At 72.3% G+C, this 19,273-nt stretch carries 12 protein-coding genes; 5 read left to right on the top strand and 7 right to left on the bottom strand.

Features of this window, described 5'->3' with window-relative positions:
• Positions 1 to 3 precede the first annotated feature (3 nt).
• Entirely contained in the window at positions 4 to 216 is a 213-nt protein-coding gene (locus ACN28C_RS21670) for an MbtH family protein (protein WP_422774756.1), read from the bottom strand.
• 268 nt (positions 217 to 484) lie between these two features.
• Between ACN28C_RS21670 and ACN28C_RS21665 the strand changes: the two genes are divergently transcribed.
• Positions 485 to 2,209: an AMP-binding protein gene (locus tag ACN28C_RS21665; protein WP_422769368.1), complete on the top strand. Its 1,725-nt coding sequence runs from the start codon at positions 485 to 487 to the stop codon at positions 2,207 to 2,209.
• An 80-nt stretch (positions 2,210 to 2,289) separates the two neighbouring features.
• On the opposite strand, the gene ACN28C_RS21660 is transcribed toward ACN28C_RS21665, so the two are convergent.
• From ACN28C_RS21660 to ACN28C_RS21640, 5 genes are read right to left on the bottom strand one after another with little or no spacing between them, the layout of a single operon-like run.
• On the bottom strand, positions 2,290 to 3,534 hold the full coding sequence (locus tag ACN28C_RS21660; protein ID WP_422769367.1) for a Zn-dependent hydrolase: 1,245 nt from the start codon (positions 3,532 to 3,534) through the stop codon (positions 2,290 to 2,292).
• Between the two features lie 50 nt (positions 3,535 to 3,584).
• A complete protein-coding gene (locus tag ACN28C_RS21655; protein WP_422769366.1) occupies positions 3,585 to 6,788 on the bottom strand; it encodes a non-ribosomal peptide synthetase in 3,204 nt (1,067 codons plus the stop codon).
• A gap of 50 nt (positions 6,789 to 6,838) precedes the next feature.
• Positions 6,839 to 7,906: a sulfotransferase gene (locus ACN28C_RS21650; RefSeq protein WP_422769365.1), complete on the bottom strand. Its 1,068-nt coding sequence runs from the start codon at positions 7,904 to 7,906 to the stop codon at positions 6,839 to 6,841.
• A 5-nt stretch (positions 7,907 to 7,911) separates the two neighbouring features.
• Positions 7,912 to 9,102: a cytochrome P450 family protein gene (locus tag ACN28C_RS21645; RefSeq protein WP_422769364.1), complete on the bottom strand. Its 1,191-nt coding sequence runs from the start codon at positions 9,100 to 9,102 to the stop codon at positions 7,912 to 7,914.
• On the bottom strand, positions 9,099 to 10,415 hold the full coding sequence (locus ACN28C_RS21640; protein ID WP_422769363.1) for a condensation domain-containing protein: 1,317 nt from the start codon (positions 10,413 to 10,415) through the stop codon (positions 9,099 to 9,101). The genes ACN28C_RS21645 and ACN28C_RS21640 overlap by 4 nt, the downstream gene beginning before the upstream one ends.
• 244 nt (positions 10,416 to 10,659) lie before the next feature.
• Between ACN28C_RS21640 and ACN28C_RS21635 the strand changes: the two genes are divergently transcribed.
• Genes ACN28C_RS21635 through ACN28C_RS21620 form a run of 4 tightly spaced genes read left to right on the top strand, consistent with a single transcriptional unit; the run spans position 10,660 to position 15,865 of the window.
• On the top strand, positions 10,660 to 11,775 hold the full coding sequence (locus tag ACN28C_RS21635; RefSeq protein ID WP_422769362.1) for a thioesterase domain-containing protein: 1,116 nt from the start codon (positions 10,660 to 10,662) through the stop codon (positions 11,773 to 11,775).
• Positions 11,772 to 12,569 (top strand): thioesterase II family protein, encoded by a 798-nt coding sequence (locus ACN28C_RS21630; RefSeq protein WP_422769361.1) that lies wholly within the window; start codon positions 11,772 to 11,774, stop codon positions 12,567 to 12,569. The genes ACN28C_RS21635 and ACN28C_RS21630 overlap by 4 nt, the downstream gene beginning before the upstream one ends.
• Positions 12,570 to 12,589: 20 nt before the next feature.
• Positions 12,590 to 14,854, top strand: coding sequence for an amino acid adenylation domain-containing protein (locus ACN28C_RS21625; RefSeq protein ID WP_422769360.1), 2,265 nt, complete (start codon positions 12,590 to 12,592; stop codon positions 14,852 to 14,854).
• Between the two features lie 30 nt (positions 14,855 to 14,884).
• Complete coding sequence (locus ACN28C_RS21620) at positions 14,885 to 15,865, top strand: TauD/TfdA family dioxygenase (RefSeq protein ID WP_422769359.1); 981 nt, start codon at positions 14,885 to 14,887, stop codon at positions 15,863 to 15,865.
• 59 nt (positions 15,866 to 15,924) lie between these two features.
• Here ACN28C_RS21620 and ACN28C_RS21615 read toward each other — a convergent pair whose 3' ends face one another.
• On the bottom strand, positions 15,925 to 19,011 hold the full coding sequence (locus tag ACN28C_RS21615) for an amino acid adenylation domain-containing protein (protein ID WP_422769358.1): 3,087 nt from the start codon (positions 19,009 to 19,011) through the stop codon (positions 15,925 to 15,927).
• Between the last annotated feature and the right edge of the window lie 262 nt (positions 19,012 to 19,273).

The following is a 19,273-nucleotide window of genomic DNA, read 5'->3' as shown; positions in this document are numbered from 1 at the left end:
GGTTCATGATCCCGACGGGACCTCTGCGCGTACGCTGAGTGGCCGCATGTCGGTCCAGACCCCGGCGATGTGCGCCAGACACTCATCCCGGGATCCGGTGACCCCGTCAGCCCGCCAGCCTGACGGGAGAGCACGCCCGACCCACCAGATCGAGTACTGCCCCTCGTGGTTCACCACGACCTGGAAGACCTGGTCCGGGTCACCGCCGCTCATCAGCCCCTCCTCCGGTGCCTCCGGTCACGTCGCCGCCGTGTCCGGTGCGGTGCCGCCCGTGTGCGAGCCGGTGCGGTGCCGCGCGGGCCGCGTGCGCCAACTCTGTCAGTGCGGCGGCTCGCCACTCCAGGCACGGCACCGGCAACGTCCGCGGCGGCGAGTTGCCGGATGATTGCCTGGCCCGGCGGGGCGCGGGCGCGATCTCATGACCGGTGACAGGTGACGGAGTCGGCCGCCGGCACGGTTCACGGCGGCCGGATGAGGAGGCGCCATGACGGGGGTGACCGACTGGCTCGACGACCCCGATCCGCGCCGGGGCATCCGGCTCGCGGGACCGGGTGAGAGCTGGACACTCCTCGACTACGCGACGACCGCCAACCGGGCCGGACAGTTCGCGCGGCTGCTCGTCGACGGCGGTGGCCGGCCCGGTGCGGTTGCCGCCCTGCTGGTGAGGGACACCGAGACCTTCATCGCGGCGTTCTTCGGTTGCCTGTGGGCCGGGATGACCCCCGCGCCGATCGCCACCCCGGTCAGTTCGCGTGACGTGAAGCAGTACGGTGCCCATGTGGCCGCCTGCGTCGCCCGGGCCACCCCGTCCCTGTTGGTCTGTGACGCGCAGATGCGGGAGATGGCGTCCGCCGCCGTCGGGGTCGCCGGATACGGTCGGGTGCTCGAGATCGGCGATCCGACCGGCCCGCCGGCCGACCGGCGCGACCCGCCCGCACTCGCCGCGGTGCAGTTCACCTCCGGTTCGACGGGCAATCCGAAGGCGGTGGGGGTGAGTCCGGACAACCTGCACGCCAACACCGCCGCGCTGGTCGAGCGCAACGGCATCACCTCGGACGACACCGCCTCGATGTGGCTCCCGCTCTACCACGACATGGGGTTGATCGGCCTGCTCAGCGCGTTCATCATGCAGGCAGACCTGTGGCTGATGACCCCGATGCAGTTCGTCCGGTCGCCGAAGACCTGGCTGGCCTGCCATGGTCGGGCCGGCTGCTCGGTCTCCTGGGCACCCACCTTCGGCTACGGGTACGCGGCGAAACGCGTCCGGGAGCGCGACATCGCCGACATGGACTTCTCCGGGTGGCGGATCGCCATCGCCGGTGCGGAGCGTGTCGACCCGGCCGTGCTGCGCGGGTTCACCGCGCTGGTGGGCAAGCGCGGCTTCCGGCAGTCCGCCTTCTCACCGTGCTACGGAATGGCCGAGTCCACCTCGGCGGTCACCGCGAACCCACCGGAGGAGACGCTGCGGGCCGTCCGGCTGGGCGACGGGTTGCGGGTGGGCGAGCCGGTCCCGGTCGCGGAGCGGGCCGAGGTCGACGAGGAGCGGTCCTGGGAGACCGGGCGGTGGATCGTCTCCTGTGGCCGGCCCGTCGGTGGCATGGTGGTCGAGATCGTCGACGGTGCCGGTCGGGTGCTGCCGGAGGGACACTACGGCGAGATCCGGATCCACGGCACCTCCCTGGTGGACGGCTACCAGGCCGCCGACCCTGACGCGGCGGCGAGGTTCACGCCACACGGGTTCCGCACCGGCGATGCGGGTTTCGTCCTCGACGGCGAGGTCTACGTGCTGGGCCGCACCGGAGACGCGCTGAAGGTGCGGGGCCGCTGGCTGCATGCCGAGGATGTCGAGGCCGCGCTGGCCAGGTCGCCGCAGATCGGGCCGGGCCGGTGCGCGGTCGCGCTCGGCGACGAGACCGGCTCGGGCCAGCTTCTCGCGGTCGTCGAGGCGACCGGTACGGGTTGGATCGAGGAGGTTCTGGAGATCCTGCGCGCGTCGGTGGACTCCGCCCTCGAGGTGTCGGTCGTCCGGGTACGACCGGGAAGGGTCCCGCGCACGTCGAGCGGTAAGCCACGCCGGCGCGAGGTGTGGCGGCTTGCTCGGGCCGGCGAGCTGGGCGGCGACGTCGTCGCGTGTGTCGGGCCGGGCGCCGTCGAATCACCGGGCCGCGTCGGGGACATCGCCCCGACGCGGCCGTCCATCCAGGTCTGACAGGCCCCGGGCCCTGCTCCAGGTCCGGCCCCGACCCGCGGCGGCCCGGGTCCGACCCTGCTCCACGGCCGGGTCGTCCATCATCGGCGGGCCATCCGCAGTACGGTGCCGAGCAGCACCCGGGCACCGGCGACGAGGTCCTGCTCGGCGGTGTCCTCCTGGGGCACGTGACTGACTCCGCCGATGCTCGGGGCAAAGATCATGCCGACCGGCGCGACCGCCGCCATGATCTGGGCGTCGTGTCCGGCACCACTGGACAGTGTCTCGTACCCGAGCCCGAGAACGTCGGCACTCTCCGCGATCCTGTCCCGGAACCCCTGCTCCGTCGCGGCCGGTTGCGACCAGAGCAGCTGCTCGCAGCGCGCGTCGAGATCGAGCCGCGCGGCGATCGCGGCTATCCCGTCGTAGGTGGCCGACCGGGCCGCCGCCAGCCTGTCCGGTCGCACGTCCCGCAGGTCGACGGTGAGCCGGCTCTGCCCCGCGACGGTGTTCGCCGAGTTCGGCAGGGTCTCCAGCCGGCCGACGGTGGCGACCTGGCACCGCCCGGCGGAGCGGGTCAGCTCCTCCACGAGCAGGATCACGTGTGCGGCACCCACCACCGCGTCCCGTCGTCCCGTCATGGGCGTCGTGCCGGCGTGCGCGGCCACGCCGCTGATCACGACATCGACGACCGATCGACCCACGATGGCGTCGACGACGCCGATCGGGCGACCGAGACGTTCCAGCACCGGGCCCTGCTCGATGTGCAGCTCGAGGTAGCCGAGGATCGACTCCGCCGGCCAGACGGCGGTCTCCAACTCGTCCAGGTTTCCGCCCAGCTCGGCGAGGGCCGGCCCGAGCGGGGTGCCGTGGTAGTCCGTCGGACTCTTCGGCAGCGCGTCGAGCATGCCGGCGATCACCATCGATCCCCAGAACGGCTGCGGGAACAACGCCCCCTCCTCGTTCGCGAAAGCCACCACGACGAGGTCGAACCCGAGGTCGACGTCCGCCTCCCAGCAGGCCTGCGACACCTCCAGCGCAGCCATCACCCCGTACGCCCCGTCGAGCCATCCGCCGTTGACCACCGTGTCCAGATGTGAGCCGACCAGCAGCGCGGGCCGGGTCCGGCCGGCCGTCGGGTGCCGGATCAGCAGATTGCCACCGGCGTCGACGGAGGGCACCAGACCACTGTCCCGAGCCATCCGGGACACCAACCTGTTCGCCTGGATGTCGGCCGCGCCGAACCCGGGCCGGCTGATCCCGCCGGCCGGCTGCCGGCCGATGTTCGCCAGGGCACGCAGCCGGCGCAGCAGTCGCCGGCTGTTGATCTCAACCTGAGCAGTCATCTCTCGCGCCCCCAGTTTCAGTCGAACGGCACCGCCCGGCCGGGGTGGCGCTATCTCCTCGGTCCGGCCGTTGCCGGTCGGCCCGGCGCAACCGAAGCCTCCGTCTTCCTGCCGAGCAGCTCGCACAACTCGCCGAAGGTCGTCGCCGTCGCCACCGCGTCGGCAGCGACCGAGGCCGGTATCCCGACGACCCGGGTGAGCCCGACAGCGAGTTGGACCTGTTCCGCCACGCCCACGACGGTCAGCGGGGTGGTCGGGGCGACCACCTCGACGCCGAAGACCTCGCGCCACAGCCCCGCCACCGCGTGGCCCAGTGGCGTCCGGGCCGCGGCCTGGCGTCGTGACGCGGTCCCGTGACCGCCCGCGGCCGGCAGCGCCTTACGGTCGACCTTTCCGTTGGCGTTGAGTGGGATGGCGGGGATCGGAACGAAGACGCCCGGCACCAGGTATTCGGGCAGCCGGGTCCGCAGGAAGCCACGCACCTCGTGGGGAGTCAGCCCGGGACTCCCGACGTAGTAGCCAGCCAGGCCGAGGGTCTCCCGCGTGTCGCCGATGACGGTCACCACCGCCTCCGAAATGGACGGATGCTCGGTCATGACCGTCTCGACCTCCGCCGGCTCCACCCGGTAGCCGAAGATCTTCACCTGGTCGTCGACCCGCCCCAGAAAGGCGAGCTCGGCGTCGGGCAGCCAACGACCGATGTCGCCGGTGCGGTACATCCGGGCGCCGGGGCGGCCGGCGAACGGGTCGTCGACGAAACGCTCCGCGGTCAGCGCGGCCCGGTTCGCATAGCCCCGGACAACGCAGTTTCCGCCGATGTAGAGCTCGCCGGGGACGCCGACCGGGACCGGCACCCCGGCCTCGTCGAGCACGTACATCGTCGTGTTCGGTATCGGGCGGCCGATCGGCAGCAGTTCGCCCTCCTCGTCGCCCCGGACGGTGTACACGCTGTTTCCGACGGAGGCCTCGGTCGGCCCGTACTCGTTGAGCAGGGGCGTCCGGTCGTCGATGCGACGCCAGCCCTGGAGGGTCCGTACCGGAAAGGCGTCGGCGCCGACGACGAGGGTGCCGGCAAGCCCGGTGGCCACGTCGGGAGCGAGCGCTCCGGCAAGCAGCCGCAGCTGTCCCGGGGTCAGTTTGACGAAGCTGAACGGCGCCAGCGCCGCCAGCCGTTCGGCGACCGCCGACGGGGAGAGGGTCTCCTCGATCATGCACACCCGCTGGCCGAGCAGCAGCGGCGTGTACAGATTCGGTACGACCATGTCGAAGGCGGTGGACGAGAAGACCGGGGCACCACCGTCGCCGTTCCCGGCGTAGGCCTCCACGGCCCAGCCGAGGTAGTTGCTCACGCCGGAGTGCGGCACCTGGACGCCCTTCGGTGTGCCGGTGGAGCCGGAGGTGTACATGATGTACATGAGGTCCTCCGGCTCAGCGATCCGGCCGAGCCGGGTGGCCGGGAGCCCGGAGAGCCGCTCGGCCAGCTCCTCGGTCTCCAGCAGCGTCCACGGGCCCGCCGGCACCGCCGCCCGGTGTGCCCGGTCGGTGAGAACCAGGGTGACGGCGCTGTCCCGGAGCATGTGATCGATGCGCTCCGCCGGCTGCTGCGAATCCAGGGGCAGATATGCCGCCCCCGCCTTGATGATCCCGAGAAACGACGTCAGCATCGCGGCGTTCCGGGCGGCACGGACGCCGACGACCGAGCCGACGCCGATCCCCTCCGCCCGCAGGTGCTGTGCCAGGCGGTTGGCGTGCTGGTCGAGCTCACGGTAGGTGAGGGATGTCGTGGAGTCGAGGACGGCGGTCGCGTCCGGTGTCCGGTCGACCTGCTCCTCGACGAGTTCGTGTACGCAGTGGTCCACCCGGTACGGCCGGGTCACGCCGTTCCAGGCCCGTAACACCAGGTCCCGCTGCTCCTCGGTCAATGCCGCGGGGATCCGGCCCGGCTCGGTCGGCTCGGCGCAACATTCCAACGCCTCCGCGTGCAGCCGGGCGAGCACCCGCAGCTGTGCCCGGGTCAGCCCCGGGCCGGCGGTCAGCCGCAGCGCTGCCGACCCGGCCGCACCGGCGGGGACGAACTCGGCCAGGAGGGTCGAGGCGAAGGGCAGCCAGGTCTCGCCGGCCACGCCGTCGGCCGCCGCCTCACCGACGTCGAACGTCGAGTCGAGCAGTCGGTCCACCCGGAGCGTCTGCTGGAGGCGGCGCACCGGGACCTCCCGGAACCGCCAGGCCGCGCGAAGTCCGGTGGCGACCCGCCCGACCAGTTCCGGCCAGGCGCCGCGCGACCGTGTGAGCCGTACCGGGACCGGATTCGTCGACATTCCGGGTCCGGTGGAGTCCTGGTAGCGGGTCTGCACTCCGACCACCACCTCGGCCCGGCCGGTGGCGGTCGCGACGGCCTCGACGTGGGCTGCGAGGACCACCTCGGATACGCCGGTTCCGCACCGCCGCGCCTGCCGGGCCAGGCCGGCGACGAGATCGGGCGAGAGTTCGATGGTGCGCGACAGCCGGAGACAGTCGGCGCTGTCAGAGCTGTCGGAGCCGCAGGAGCCGTTGTCCGCCCCGGGCGGCGTAGCCGCCGGTTCGGTGGCCCAGAACTCCGGCGTGCTCGGTGCGAGGCCGGCGAAGGACTCCGCCCAGGCCGCGACCTCGCCGGCCGGTACGACGCTGTCCGGGCGGGCCGTCCCGCCGATCGGCTCACCGACCAGCCCGGTCGGCACCTGGGTGAACGGTTCCCCGGCCGGAGCCGGGCCCCCGGTGACCCCGTCGCGGTGGTACCGGGCCAGCGTCTCGGTCGAGACCCTCCGCAGGCCGATCCGGTCGAGCACCGCGGGATGGCTGATGACACAGAGCCGGAACCCGTGGTCGGCCCGGTAGGCGACAAACCGGACCAGCGGTGGGCGACCCAGGTCGAAGGGCTGCCCGGAAATGGCCCGCAGCGACTCGGCCACGGCACGGCGGTGCTGCTCCACCGGGAGGGCCCGCAGGTCGACCGTTCGCAGCTCCGGAGTCACCTCTGCCTCCGTCCGCTGCCGGGCCGGGCGTCCGGGCCGCAGGTCGAGGTGGCTGCGCAACGCGGGGTGCCGGGCGGTGACCTCGGTGACGGCGGTGGCGAGACGCCGGTCGTCGAGCGGACCGGGGCAGGTCATGCTGACGACGGCGTGACAGTTCGGCCGGCCGTCGTCGAGCGCCGCCTGGTACACCATCGCGAGCTGCGGCTCGGTGAGCGGGCGAGATCCGGCGTCGTCCCAAGACATCGACGTCCTTTCACTTGGTCCGTGGCCGCCAGCTCCGGATGCCGTGGTGGTCACCATGCCGCCGCCACGAGCGCGCGTTCCCCCGGTGCGCAGGCATCCCGCAGCGCGGCCTGGTCATGCTGCGGCAGCCGGCCGACCGCGCCCGGGCGGGAGCGGTCGAGGAATCCGACGGCGGCGTCGAGCCACTCCCGCGGCGCCGACACCCCGAGGAAGGCGGCGAGCCGGTTCAGCTCGGTCCCGGGCCGCTCCAGCAGCCTCTCGTAGCTGAGGCTGGTGCGCCGCTCGGCCGGCACCTCGGCCAGGTCCGCCAGCCCGTCGCGGATCAGTTCGGTCCACATCTCCCCGAACCGGGCCAGCGGCACTTCCCGGCCCATCAGGACGTCCAGGTCGAATCGGCGGGCGAGCAACGCCTGCAACCCGGCCGGCAGGAGCGCGAAGTGTCGCGGGGTCAGCTCACGCACCGAGGCGACCCCGGCGCGGGAGACGATCTCCCGCATCGAATGGATCATCCGGAATGCCGGATGCCGACTCATCGAGTAGGCACAGTCGGCGCCGTTGCGGTACATGTGGACGAAGCGCGCCTCGGGGAAGCACTCCCGCAGCCGCGACACCCACCACAGCGAGTAGCCGGACCGCTCCACGACGGTACGACCACCGAAGCGGCGGCCCAGGGAGTCGAAGAGGCAACGGTAGTGCTCCGGCACCGGCCGGCGCGGCCACGTCGGGACCTCCGCGCCGAGTTCGTCGTAGAGCGCATCGGGATCGTCGGTGTGGTGCGGCAACACCGTCAGGCAGATCGCGGGAACGCCACCGGAGTCCGCCGAGAACCGGCCGGTAGCGGGATACCGCATCTCCGGCGGGTTCGCTCCGCTGCGGATCAGGGTGTCCAGCACGGCGTTGGGCGCGCTCAGCAGCCGCCAGAACTCCGCACCGCTCAGCGGCGTACCGGGGAGCGCGCCGTCACCGACCGAGGTGAGCAGCTCGTTGACGCTGAGAATCTCCGGGTGGCGGTTGAGGATCGTGGAGAGGGCGGTCGATCCCGACCGCCCGGTGCCCACGACGAAGGTGATCCCGGACGTGTGGCGGGCATCGTCGCCGTCGGGAACTCGGCCGGACATGAGCGTCAGGTCCGGACCGGAAGGTCCACCAGGGCCCGGCCCAACGGCCGGGGTCGCCACCTCACCTGGTGGGGATCGATGTCGAGTGCCAGGCCGGGGCTCCGCTCGAGAAGGGTACGCAGGGCTGTCTTCGCCTCCAGAATCCCGAGCGAGGAGCCGAGGCAGTAGTGGATGCCGTGCCCGAAGGCGATGTGCCCGGACGGCGGGCGTCGGATGTCGAAACGCTCCCCGTCCGGAAAGCGCGCCTCGTCGCGGTTGGCCGACGCCAGGCTGACGGTCACCAGCTGCGCACCGCCGGGAATCACGACATCGCCGACCTCGACCGTGCCATGGGTGTACCGGGCCGTCGCCGTCGCGACCGGTCCGCTCCAGCGCAGCATCTCGTCGACCGCCGAACCGAGCAGGCTCCAGTCCGACCTGAGTGCCGCGAGCTGATCCGGGTGGGTCAGCAGGGCCAGCACCCCGTTGGCGATCAACGAGGCGGTGGTCTCGTAGCCGGCGATCAGCAGCGCGAAGGCCATGCCCCGCAGCTCCTCCGGGCTCAGCCGGTCGCCGTCGTTGTCGGTGGTCTGCACCAGGTTGCTGAGCAGGTCGTCCCCGGGCCTGTCCCGCTTGGCGCCGATCAGCGTGGTGATCTGCCCGGCCAGCCTGCGCAACGCCTCCCGGTACATCTGCTCGTCGGTCGTCCAGCCCAGCACCTCCATGCTCGCCTCCCGGAAGGCCGGCATGTCCAGATCGTCGACCCCCAGCAGCTCCGATATCACCGTCACCGGCAGCGGCACGGCGAACTCCTGTACGAGGTCACCACCGCCGGCACCGAGGAGCCTGTCGACCAGCTCGTCGGTGTTCTGCTGGATCCGCGGCGCCAGGCCGGCGATCCGGTGCGCCGTGAACGACCTGCTGACCAGCTTCCGCAGCCGGGTGTGCTGGGGCGGATCCACCTCGCTGACCTGCGGCCCGACCTCGCTGGTCAGCAGACCGGCCGGTGTCGAGTCCGGCCAGAAGGACATCCGGACCGCCGGATGGTTCAGGACCGTCCGGGCGGCGTCGTAGCCGACCACCAGCCACTCCGGTTGGCTCCCCAGCCGGACCCGGTGGACCGGTCCCTTGCCGCGGAGCTCGGCGAGGATCGGATAGGGATCGGCGAGGAACACCTCGCCGAGTTCCCGCAGGTCGATGCCAGTGGTGTTCGTCACGCGACGCTCCTTGCTTCTGTCAATGACGACAGCAGGTCCAGGTACCGGACGACCAGCTCGTCGGCGGTGGCCCGGTCACAGGCACCGACCTGGTACTTCAACTGCCCGCGCATGACGTTCGGGGCGTGCCACGCGTCCATGACGAGGGCGTTCTGACCGAGTTGCTGAGGCAGGAAGAGACCGCTGACCGGGATCCCGGCGACTTCTACCGGTGCGCCGGTGAGCAGGCTGTCGTGTAACGCGCTGGCGGGATAGGCGTACAGCATGTTGAAGATCACCTGTACCCCGGGTCGGCCGTCCGGTGGTGGTGGGCCGAGCGCGCACGGCATCATGGCGAACGGGTACGACGCGTGGCGCCGCCCCGCCGCCACCTGGTCGGCGGTCCAGGCCACCGCCTCGCCGAACGGCGCGGGACGCGGCAGCACCCGCAGCGGCAGCAGGTTGACGTAGTTCCCGACCGCGCGCCGCTGCCGGACGCCGCGACGCAGCGTCGCCGGGTAACAGAGCAGATAGCCGTACTGGTCGAAGCGCTCGGCGACGACCTGCGCGAAGGCGGACGCCAGCACGTTGAACATGGTGCTGGAATTCTGCCGGCACCACGCCTCCAGGCCACCGGCCAGAGTCGGCGCGACCGTGAAATCGACGTGATCGGCGGCCGGCCGGAACGGCTGCGTCGAAGCCGTTCCGGCGCCCGGAAGCGGAAGCTCCCGGGCGCCGGCACAGACCTCCCGCCAGTGGCGCTCCGCCTCGATCCGGGCCGGGGAACGCAGGAACGCCCGCTCGCCGGCGACGTGGCTGTCGAAGGACTCCGCCGCCGGCGGGTCGAAGGTGTGCCGGCCGGTGAACATGCCGTAGAAGCGCAGGATCTCGGTAAGGGTGACGATCAACGAGGGCAGATCCGCGGCGATGTGGTGGATCACGACGAGCAGGATCGCCCGGTCCGGTGCGGTACGGACGAGGGACACCCGCAGCGGCGGCGACCGGTCCAGCCGGAAGGGCAGGTTCACCAGATCCTGGGTCAACTGCCTGCTGGCGGCCTCGTCCGCGCCGTGCGCCTCGTGTGTCTCGACGGTGGGCAGGTCCGGGCACCCGACCCGGCTGGTCGTGTACAGGTCGGTCTCGTAACGGGAACCCAGCACGTCGTGCCGCCGGACGACCTCGCTGATCGCTCTGTCCAGTGCCGGCACGTCGACGGCCTCCCGGATACGCACCGCCACGGCGATGTTGTCGGCGACGCGGGTGGGTGCCAGCCGGTGCGTGAACCAGAGTGCCTCCTGCCCGACCGAGAGCGGGTGTCTGGCTGAGTACGACATCGATGGACCACCAACCGCTCCAGACGGCACAGGACACGAGACAGCAGAGCACCTCCCCGCTCGGCTGAGCCAGGCAAGCGGCCGGCAACTAGGTTGCGGGCACTTGCCGATGGCGTACCTGGTTGGCGGGCCGGTTGGTTGCCAGACTGCTGACCATTCGTGAGCTAGCGACCGACGAACGGCGGGCGGGGACATGGTGGACCGGCCCGTCCGGCGTCATGGTCGGGATGTTTCGGTGATGCTGATGGACGGCAATTCCCCGCCGGTCGCGGTGGCGTCCGACCGCCTGCCGTGTGCGGAGGTCGAGCGCATCATCTGTGACGTCTGGAGCGAACTCTTCGAAACTGACGTGTCGCCGTACGACGACTTCTTCGACCTGGGTGGCGACTCGATCACGATGATCGACATGGTGCATGCGGCCCGGCTGCGCGGGATCGCCGTCCGCAGCTCGGTGGCGCTGCGCAACCCCACTCCGGCACGGTTGGCCGAGAGCCTGACCGTGCGGAGCGGGCGCCCGGTGCCGGAGCGGGGCTTCGTCGCACCGCCCGCCGGGCAGGTCGACGCCGCGCAGCCGCACCCCGAAGCCGCCGGGGAGTGGGCGGACGTGTCGGCGCTGGTGGGGACGGGCACCACGGACCGGCACCCGCCGCTGTTCGTCCTGCACTCGCACGAGTACCTGCACGCCGAGCGGGCAGCGATCGGTGCCTGGGGTGCCGGGCGGGCGGTGGCCGAGGTGCGTGCCCCCGGTGCCTGGGGAGCCGTCGCGCCGTTCCGGGACATCGGCGACCTGGCCGGCCGGTACCGAACGGCGATCTCCCGGCGGCAGCCGGAGGGACCGTACCGGCTCGTCGGATTCGGGCACAGTGCGGTGGTCGCCTTCGAGCTGGCCCGCCAGCTGCGTGACGGGGACGGCGAGGTTGCGCTGCTGGCCATGGTCGACCCACCCGCCCTGCCCGGCCCGGCCGTCCCGGCGCCGACCCTGGACGCGATCCTGCGGGACCGGTCCACGGCGTTGGCCCGGCGGTTCGGCCTCGACGGCACCGAGACCCTTCAGGAGGTCAGGTCGAGGATGTTGCAGGCCAACTGGTACGACCCGGCGATCACCGCCGCCGAGCTGCCCCGGCTGGAACTGGCGTGGGCGCAGCTCGCCCGCCTGGTCCACGGATACCAGCCGGGCCGGTACGACGGTCCCGTCCTGTTGTTCGGGGACGACAGCCACCGGCCGGCGACGGAGGCGGCCTGGTGTCCCGCCGTCGCCGAACTCCGGGCGCACTGGACCCGGCACGGGGTGGCGGCGCGGCACCCCCTGCTCCGGGACCGGTCGGTCACCGACGTGCTGCGCGCGGAGTTGGCGCGGTGAGTCCGCAGCCCCTGCCGCCCTCGCAGCCGCTGCCGCCCCCACCGACCCGGCCCGACGACACCCGGTGGTTCGCCAGGCCCCGCCCGGTGCCGGAGCCCAGGCTGCGGCTCTTCTGCGTTCCGCACGTCGGCGGTGGTGGTGCCGCCTTCAACTCCTGGCCCGCCCACCTCCCGCACGATGTCGAGCTGTGCGCCATCCGCTTTCCGGGCCGGGAGAACCGGCTGCACGAGCAACCGGTCGAGGACCTCGACACCCTGCTCGACCAGCTCCTACCGGCCATCGCACCCTGGCTCGACCGCCCGTTCGCGCTGCTCGGGCACTGCTCCGGCAGCGTCATCGCCTTCGCGCTCGCCCGCCGGCTGCGTGCCCTGGGCGGCCCCCGGCCGGTCCTGCTGGTCGTCTCCTCCACCGCGGCGCCGAGCAACCGGGTGATCGGCAGTCCGTTGCACGAGGCGCCCCGGGACGAGTTGCTGGCGCAGGTCGTGGCGTTCGGCGGGATGGCACCGCAGATCCTGGGCGATCCCGACCTGATGGCCCTCTACGAGACCGTGATCAGAGCGGACTACCGGGTCGTGGAGCGGGTGACGTACGCCCGGCAGCCGCCGCTGGACATCCCCATCACCGTCATCGGTGGCCGGGACGACACCTTCGTGGGCTGCGCGGAGATGGCCGGCTGGTACGCCGAGACGACCCGCGCCTTCACCCTGCACCTGATCGAGGGCGGCCACTTCATCCTCCCCGACGCCGGACCGGTGGTGGGCGGTCTCGTTCGCGGCATGGCGGTGGACGGGTGACCACGGCCGGGAGGGTTCCCATGGTTTCCGGCCACTCCTCGGCGGCGACGGCCTCCTCGCCGGACGAGGCGGCCGTCGCCGAGTTCACCCTGCCGGCGGCGTGGCGTCGCCCGGACGGGGACGCCGCGGGCGACGTCCGGCGCAGCGTGCCATACCACGACCTGGCCGACCGGCTGCGCGCTCTGGGTTCGGAGGCCGGAGTGGAGCTGCCCGAGGTGCTGCTCGCCGCCCATCTCGGTGTGCTTGGCACCCTGACCGACGAGACCTCCTTCGGCACCGACATCGCCCTGCCTGCAGCGGGGCGCATCCGGCGGGCCTCGCTGGATCGCACCGCCCGCGACTGGCGGGGACGTCTCCGCCGGATGGCCCGCGGCACCGGGTCGCCCGACGCTGGAGGGCCGGGCCACCGGCCGGACGAGCGGGCCGAGGGAGCCGCCGACGCGACGGCGCAGGCCGAGACGGAGCCGGGCGGCCGGGCTGTGCTCTTCGACCCCGGTGGATGGTGGGGGCGGACCGCCGCCGTACCGCCCGGGCGGTACGGGCTGCGGGTCACCGCGGGCCCCGGCGAGCTGCTGCTGCACGCGACCGGACCGGCGATCTCCCCCGCCCGCCTCGCCGGGCTCGCACTGACCTACCGGTCGGTGCTGGCGGCGATGGCCACCGACCCGGACGGGAGCACCCACGCGACCCACCTGCCGCCGACGGACCGGCGCCTGGTGCTCGAGCAGGCGAGCGTCGGGGCCCCGATCCGTCGCGGCGACGCCACCGTCGTCGAGCTCATCGTGGCGCAGGCGGCCAGGACTCCGGAGGCCCTCGCCGTGACCACTGCCGGCGGCAGCCTGACCTATCGGGAGCTGGATCTGTGGTCGAACCAGATCGCCCAGCACCTGGTGGGTCTCGGCGCCGGGCCCGAGCTGCTGGTCGGGGTCTGCCTGCGCCGCACGCCGGAGCTTCTGCCGGCACTGCTCGGCGTCTGGAAGTCCGGGGCCGGTTACCTGCCGTTGGACGCCGACCTCCCGCCGGAGCGACTGCGCCGGATGGTCGACAACGCCCGCTGTCGCCTGATCCTCACCACCGAGCCGCAGCTCGAGGCCCTCACCGGGGCGGCCGACGCCACCCTGGTACGGCTCGACCGGGACCGGGCGACGATCGCGTCCGCCCCGGACGCCGCTCCACCGGTACGGGTCGGCGCCGCGAACCTCGCCTACGTGATGTACACCTCCGGATCGACCGGCGACCCGAAGGGAGTGATGGTCCAGCACGGCGGGCTGGCCAACTATCTGTTGTGGACGGCCGACGAGTACGCCCGGCACGGCACCGGCGGCTCACCCTACTTCACCTCCATCTCGTTCGACCTCGGCATGCCGAGCCTGTTCACCCCGCTCCTGGTGGGGCAGCGGGTTCACCTGCTCGCCGACCCGCTGGACACCGCCGACCTCGGAGAGCAGCTGGTCGCCGGCGCGCCGTACGCATTCGTAAAGCTGACCCCGGGGCACCTCAACCTGCTCAGCGTGGACCTCACCCCGGAGCAGGCCGGGAAACTCGCCGGGGTGGTCGTCGCCGCCGGTGACGCCTTCCCCACCGAGCTGGTGTCCAGGTGGAAGGCGCTGGCCGGAGCGGCGGGCACCATGGTCGGCACGGAGTACGGGCCGACCGAGGTGACCATCGGCAACTCCGGGCAGCTCGTCACCGACCTTCCGCCGACCGAGCTGATCCCGCTCGGCACCCCCGTCCCGAACACGACGATGTACGTGCTCACCGACCAGCTGGAACCGGCACCCGTCGGCGTACCCGGGGAGATCTACATCGGCGGTTCCGGGGTCTCCCGGGGATACCTCGGCGAGCCCGCCCTCACCGCCGCGAGGTTCGTGCCCGATCCCTACGGCGGCCCCGGCGCACGCCTGTACCAGACCGGCGACCGCGCACGGTGGCTGTCAGACGGGGCGCTGGAGTTCCTCGGCCGCGTAGACCACCAGGTGAAGATCCGGGGATACCGGGTGGAGCTGGGCGAGATAGCGGCGGCGCTACACCGGCATCCGACGGTCGGGGAGGCGGTGGTCGTCACCGATCGCCGCCCCGGCCGGGCCACCCGCCTGGCGGCGTTCGCCGTTCCCGCACCGGGCCAGCTCCTGGACCCCCGACAGATCCGGCGGGACCTCGCCCGCGAACTGCCCGATCACATGGTCCCGGCGCAGGTGCGCACCGTCGACCGGCTGCCGTTGACCGCGAACGGAAAACTCGACGTCCGCGCCCTGGGGCAGCTGCTCCGCGGATCCCGGGACTGAGCTGATGAGAGGTACGACGTGACTGCTGCGGTGAATCGCCCGACAGATCGACCGGCTACCCCGTACCGCGTCGAGCTGAGCACCGGGGAGCGTACCGAGCTCGACGCCGTTGCCCGGCAGCTGGCCCGGACACCTCCCTCCCTGGTGGACGACGCGGACTGGCTTTCCGAGGCGCGTCGGCTCGGCTGCCATGTCCCGGTCCGACTCCGGGAGGCGATTCGGCGGTACCGCCACAGCTCCGGTCCCGACGGGCTGCTGCTGATCACGAACCTGCCGATCGTCGACGACGGCCGCCGGCCGACGCCCACCGAACCGGACTCCGTCGAACGGCTGGCGACGGTACCGGCCTGCGTCGCCATGCTGCTCGGTCAGGAACTTGGCGAGGTGATCGCCTATCGTGAGGAGAAGCAGGGGGCGCTGGTGCAGAACGTCGTCCCCGTCCGGGCGCTGGCCCGGTCGCAGAGCAACGGCGGTTCGGTCCCCCTGGAACTCCACTGCGAGAACGCCTTCCACCCCCACCGACCGGACTTCGTCGGCCTGGTCTGCCTGCGGCAGGGCCAGCAGGAGCAGGTGGGCACGTCCGTCGCCGCCATCCGGCCGGCAGTCGCCCAGCTGGGCGAACGGCATCGGACGACCCTGCGCCAGCCACGGTTCGTCACCGACGCGCCGCCGTCGTTCCGGTCGGGCGAGCCCGCCTCGGCGCATCCGGTTCTCGACGGCAGCGCGAGCGACCCGGACGTCCGCGTCGACTTCAACGCGACGCGGGCGCTGGACGAGGAGGCCGACGAGGCACTGCGCGGGCTCCGGGAGGCGGTGCGGGAGTTCCGCACGGTCCAGGTTCTCAGGCCCGGAGAGATGGTCTTCCTCGACAACCGGGTCGTCATGCACGGCCGGGACGCCTTCGCGCCCCGCTACGACGGCCGGGACCGGTGGCTGCACCGCGTCTTCGTCCATCTCGACCACCGGCGCAGCCGGGCCCGCCGAGCCGGTGACGGCCCGGTCCTGAGCTGACGCCGGAGGCGACCCGCACGCCGGCGCCCAGTCGGGGCCCCGTGCCGAGCAGGGCCGGGTCACGCGTCGCCCAGCAGACCGTCCGGGTCCTCGGCGAAGCTGCCCGCCAGCGTCGCGAACTGCTTCAACAGCGTTTCGGCGGTGGCCTGGTCATAGAGTGGCGAGGCGTGGGTCAGGAGCGCGGTGACGGTTCCGTCCCGTCGGCTCCACAGGGTCAGGTCGAGGTCGGTCCGGGTGACCGACCATGCCTCCCGGGCGAACTCGATCTCCTCCGGCCGGGGCGGCGGACCAACCAGCTCCTCGTCGACCAGGGCGAACAGCGTCTGGAACAGCGGAGTCCGCGACCTGTCACGACGACCTTCCACGGCGTCGACGACCGACTCGAACGGCACCGCGTCGTGCGCGAACGCCTCCCGGCACACCCACGCCACCCGCTCCAGTGCCTGCCCGAACGACTGGTGCGGGTCGAGCCGGGAACGGACGACCACCGTGTTGATCAGCGGGCCGACCAGGTGATGCGACTCCGGGCGGCTGCGGCCGGCGTGTGATATCCCGACGCCGAAGTCCCAGGCACCCGCAGCCCGGCCCAGCACGACGGTCCACAGTGTGAGGAAGACGGCGAACGGGCTGGCCCCGACCCTGCGGCCGGCCTCGATCAGTGCCGAGGTCATCGCAGGTGGCAGGCTGCCGGTGACCAACGCACCCTCGGCGCTGCGCCAGGTGTCTCTGCGTCGCGTGCCCGGCAGTTCCAGGTCGGGTAGGCCGGCCAGCGTCGTCCGCCAGTACGCCAGCTGGCTGGCCCGCACCTCGTCGGTGAGCTGCGAGCGCTGCCAGGCGGCGAAGTCCACGTAGCGCAGCGGGAGGTCGCGGAGTCGGGGAGACCGGCGCTCGTGCACCGCGGCGACCAGTTCCCGGATCTCCCGGTCGAGGAGGCCCGTCGACCATCCGTCGCTGATGATGTGGTGGCAGACGACGAGCAGCAACTGCTCGGCCCCGTCCGTCTGGTGGAGACTGGCCCGCCACGGAGGCGCGGCGGCCAGATCGAGCCCGGTCGTCAGGTCGTCGGCGACGTGCCGACGCTGCTCCTCGACGGTGTCCGTCGCCACCTGCCGCAGCGGCACCCGCACGGTTTCGGAGATCGCCACGTACGGCCCGTCGCGGTCGACCGGGAAGCGGGAGCGGAGGACGTCGTGCCGCAGGGCGAGAAGCCGCAGTGCCTCCTCGACCGTCGCCGCCGGGACCTGCGCGGAAAGCCGTACCACGATGGGGACCAGATATTCCGGGCTGCCCGGATGCAGCCGGTCCAGCAACCAGAATCGCTCCTGGGCACGCGACAACGGCAGGCGGGCTCCGGGCGGCAGTACCGGAAGGGGGCACGCACGCATCGCCCTCGCCAGCAACTCCGCCTGGCCACGTGGAGTGGCCTGCCGGTACAGGTCGCCGAGATCCAGGGTGAGCCCGGACGCCTCGGTCACCCCGGCCGCCAGGCGGGTCAGCATCAGCGAGTGCCCGCCCAGCCCGAAGAAGTCGTCGTCCAGACCGATGTCGCGCCGTCCCAACAGCTGCCGCCAGACCCGGATGATGACGGCCTGTTCGGCGGTCTCGGGATCCGTCGAGGACCGCGTTCCAGAAGCGCCCCAGTCTGGTTCGGGCAACCGGGAGCGGTCGAGCTTCCCGCTGTGGGTGCGGGGCAGTTCACCGATCTCCAGGAAGAGCGCGGGCACCGCCGCCGAAGGCAGGTCGTTCCGTAGGTGCGCGGCGAGCGCACCCGGGCCGGCGGGGTGTGCTGCGGCGGCGACCACGTAGGCCACCAACCGGGACTGCCCGCCCGGATCGGTGGCGGCCCGGACCGCCGCCTCGCGCACCTGCGGGTGGCGCGTCAGTGCTGCCTCCACCTCTGTCGGTTCGACCCGAACCCCGTTGATCTTCACCTGGGCGTCGGTCCGCCCGACGAACCGCAGACCACCGTCGGGCAACCGGTGGACCAGGTCCCCGGTCCGGTACATCCTCGCCCCGGGCGGGCCGGACGGGTCCGGAAGGAAACGATCCGCGGTCAGCGCCGGGTCCCGGTGGTACCCCCGGCCGACGCCGGGCCCGCAGGCGTACAGCTCGGCGGTCTCGTCGGCGTCCGCCGGCCGCCCGTCCGGCCGGAGCAGCAGGCACCGCATGTTGTCGATGGGTTCGCCGATCGGGACCGGACCGGAGCGCGTCGCCGGGTCGAACCGCGTGGCAGTGACGTCGATGGCGCACTCGGTCGGCCCGTAGGTGTTCCAGATCTCGACGTCGAGCTGGGCAAGGAGCTGCTGGCACAGCTCGGCATGCAGGGGCTCCCCCGCCGAGCAGAGGACGCGCAGACTCCGGCACGACCTCAACTCCGGCTCGGCCACGAGCAGCCGCAACAGCGACGGTACGACCTGGAGCACGGTCGCGCCGACGTCGCGGACCGAGGCGACGAGGGTCGCGGCGTCCCGGTGGCTGTCGGCACGACCGAAGACCACCGGAGCTCCGCAGACCAGCGGGGCGAAGATCTCCCATCCGGCCGCGTCGAAGGTCAGCGGGGTCTTCTGGAGAATCCGGTCCTCGGCGGAGAGGCCGAGTGCCCGGATGCCCCACCGGACCCGGTTGGCCAGACCGGCGTGGTCGATCACGACGCCCTTGGGTTCGCCGGTCGAGCCGGAGGTGAAGATGACGTACGCGGCCTGGGTGGCGAGGGTGGTCCGGACCGGCGGGTCGGGTGGCAGTTCCGCCCCGTTGAGGTCGGCGAGGCGGCAGACCTGCACGACATCAGGCAGGCCGAGCTGTATCGCCGATCCCGACCTGTCGGTGAGAGCGACCCGGACCTGCGTGGCCGCGATGATTCTCCGGCGACGGTCGCCCTGACGTTGCTGGTCCAGGGGCAGGTAGGCGCCACCCGCCTGCCAGATGCCGAGCAGCGCGACGACGAGGTCCGGGCCGGGCCGCACCAGGACGGCGACCGGCGATTCGGGCTGGACTCCGAGGTTGCGCAGCAGCTCGGCAACTCGTCCCGCCCGCTGGAGCAGTTCGTGGTAGGTGAGGGTGCCGCCGGCCCAGACGACCGCCGGCGCCTGGGGACGGTCGTGAGCCCGCCGGAGGATGAGTTCCGGCAGTAGTGCTGATCCGGTCATCCGGCCCCCTGAACGCACACACGGCCGGAAGCCGGTCGTCGGTTGCGGGTACCGGCGGTCGCGTGCGCTGATATGTGTGACTGGGCTGGTCGTCTGATGGCAACCAGCGACGGGACGGCGCACGGACGGGCCGCGCGAGCCGTATCCGTCCATCCTTTCCGCAAGCCGGGGACCCGGACAGGCAGGCCGGCGGCAACCGGTGCCGCGCCGGTTTGCCGGTATCCTGCCTGGCCGGCACGGCCTGCCGAGGGTGCGACGTCCG

The organism is Plantactinospora sp. WMMC1484 (genome assembly GCF_049315195.1).
In the GTDB taxonomy this organism is placed as follows: Bacteria; Actinomycetota; Actinomycetes; order Mycobacteriales; family Micromonosporaceae; genus Plantactinospora.
The sequence above is the reverse complement of the archived record's forward strand: the minus strand, read 5'-3'. Positions and strand labels throughout refer to the sequence as shown.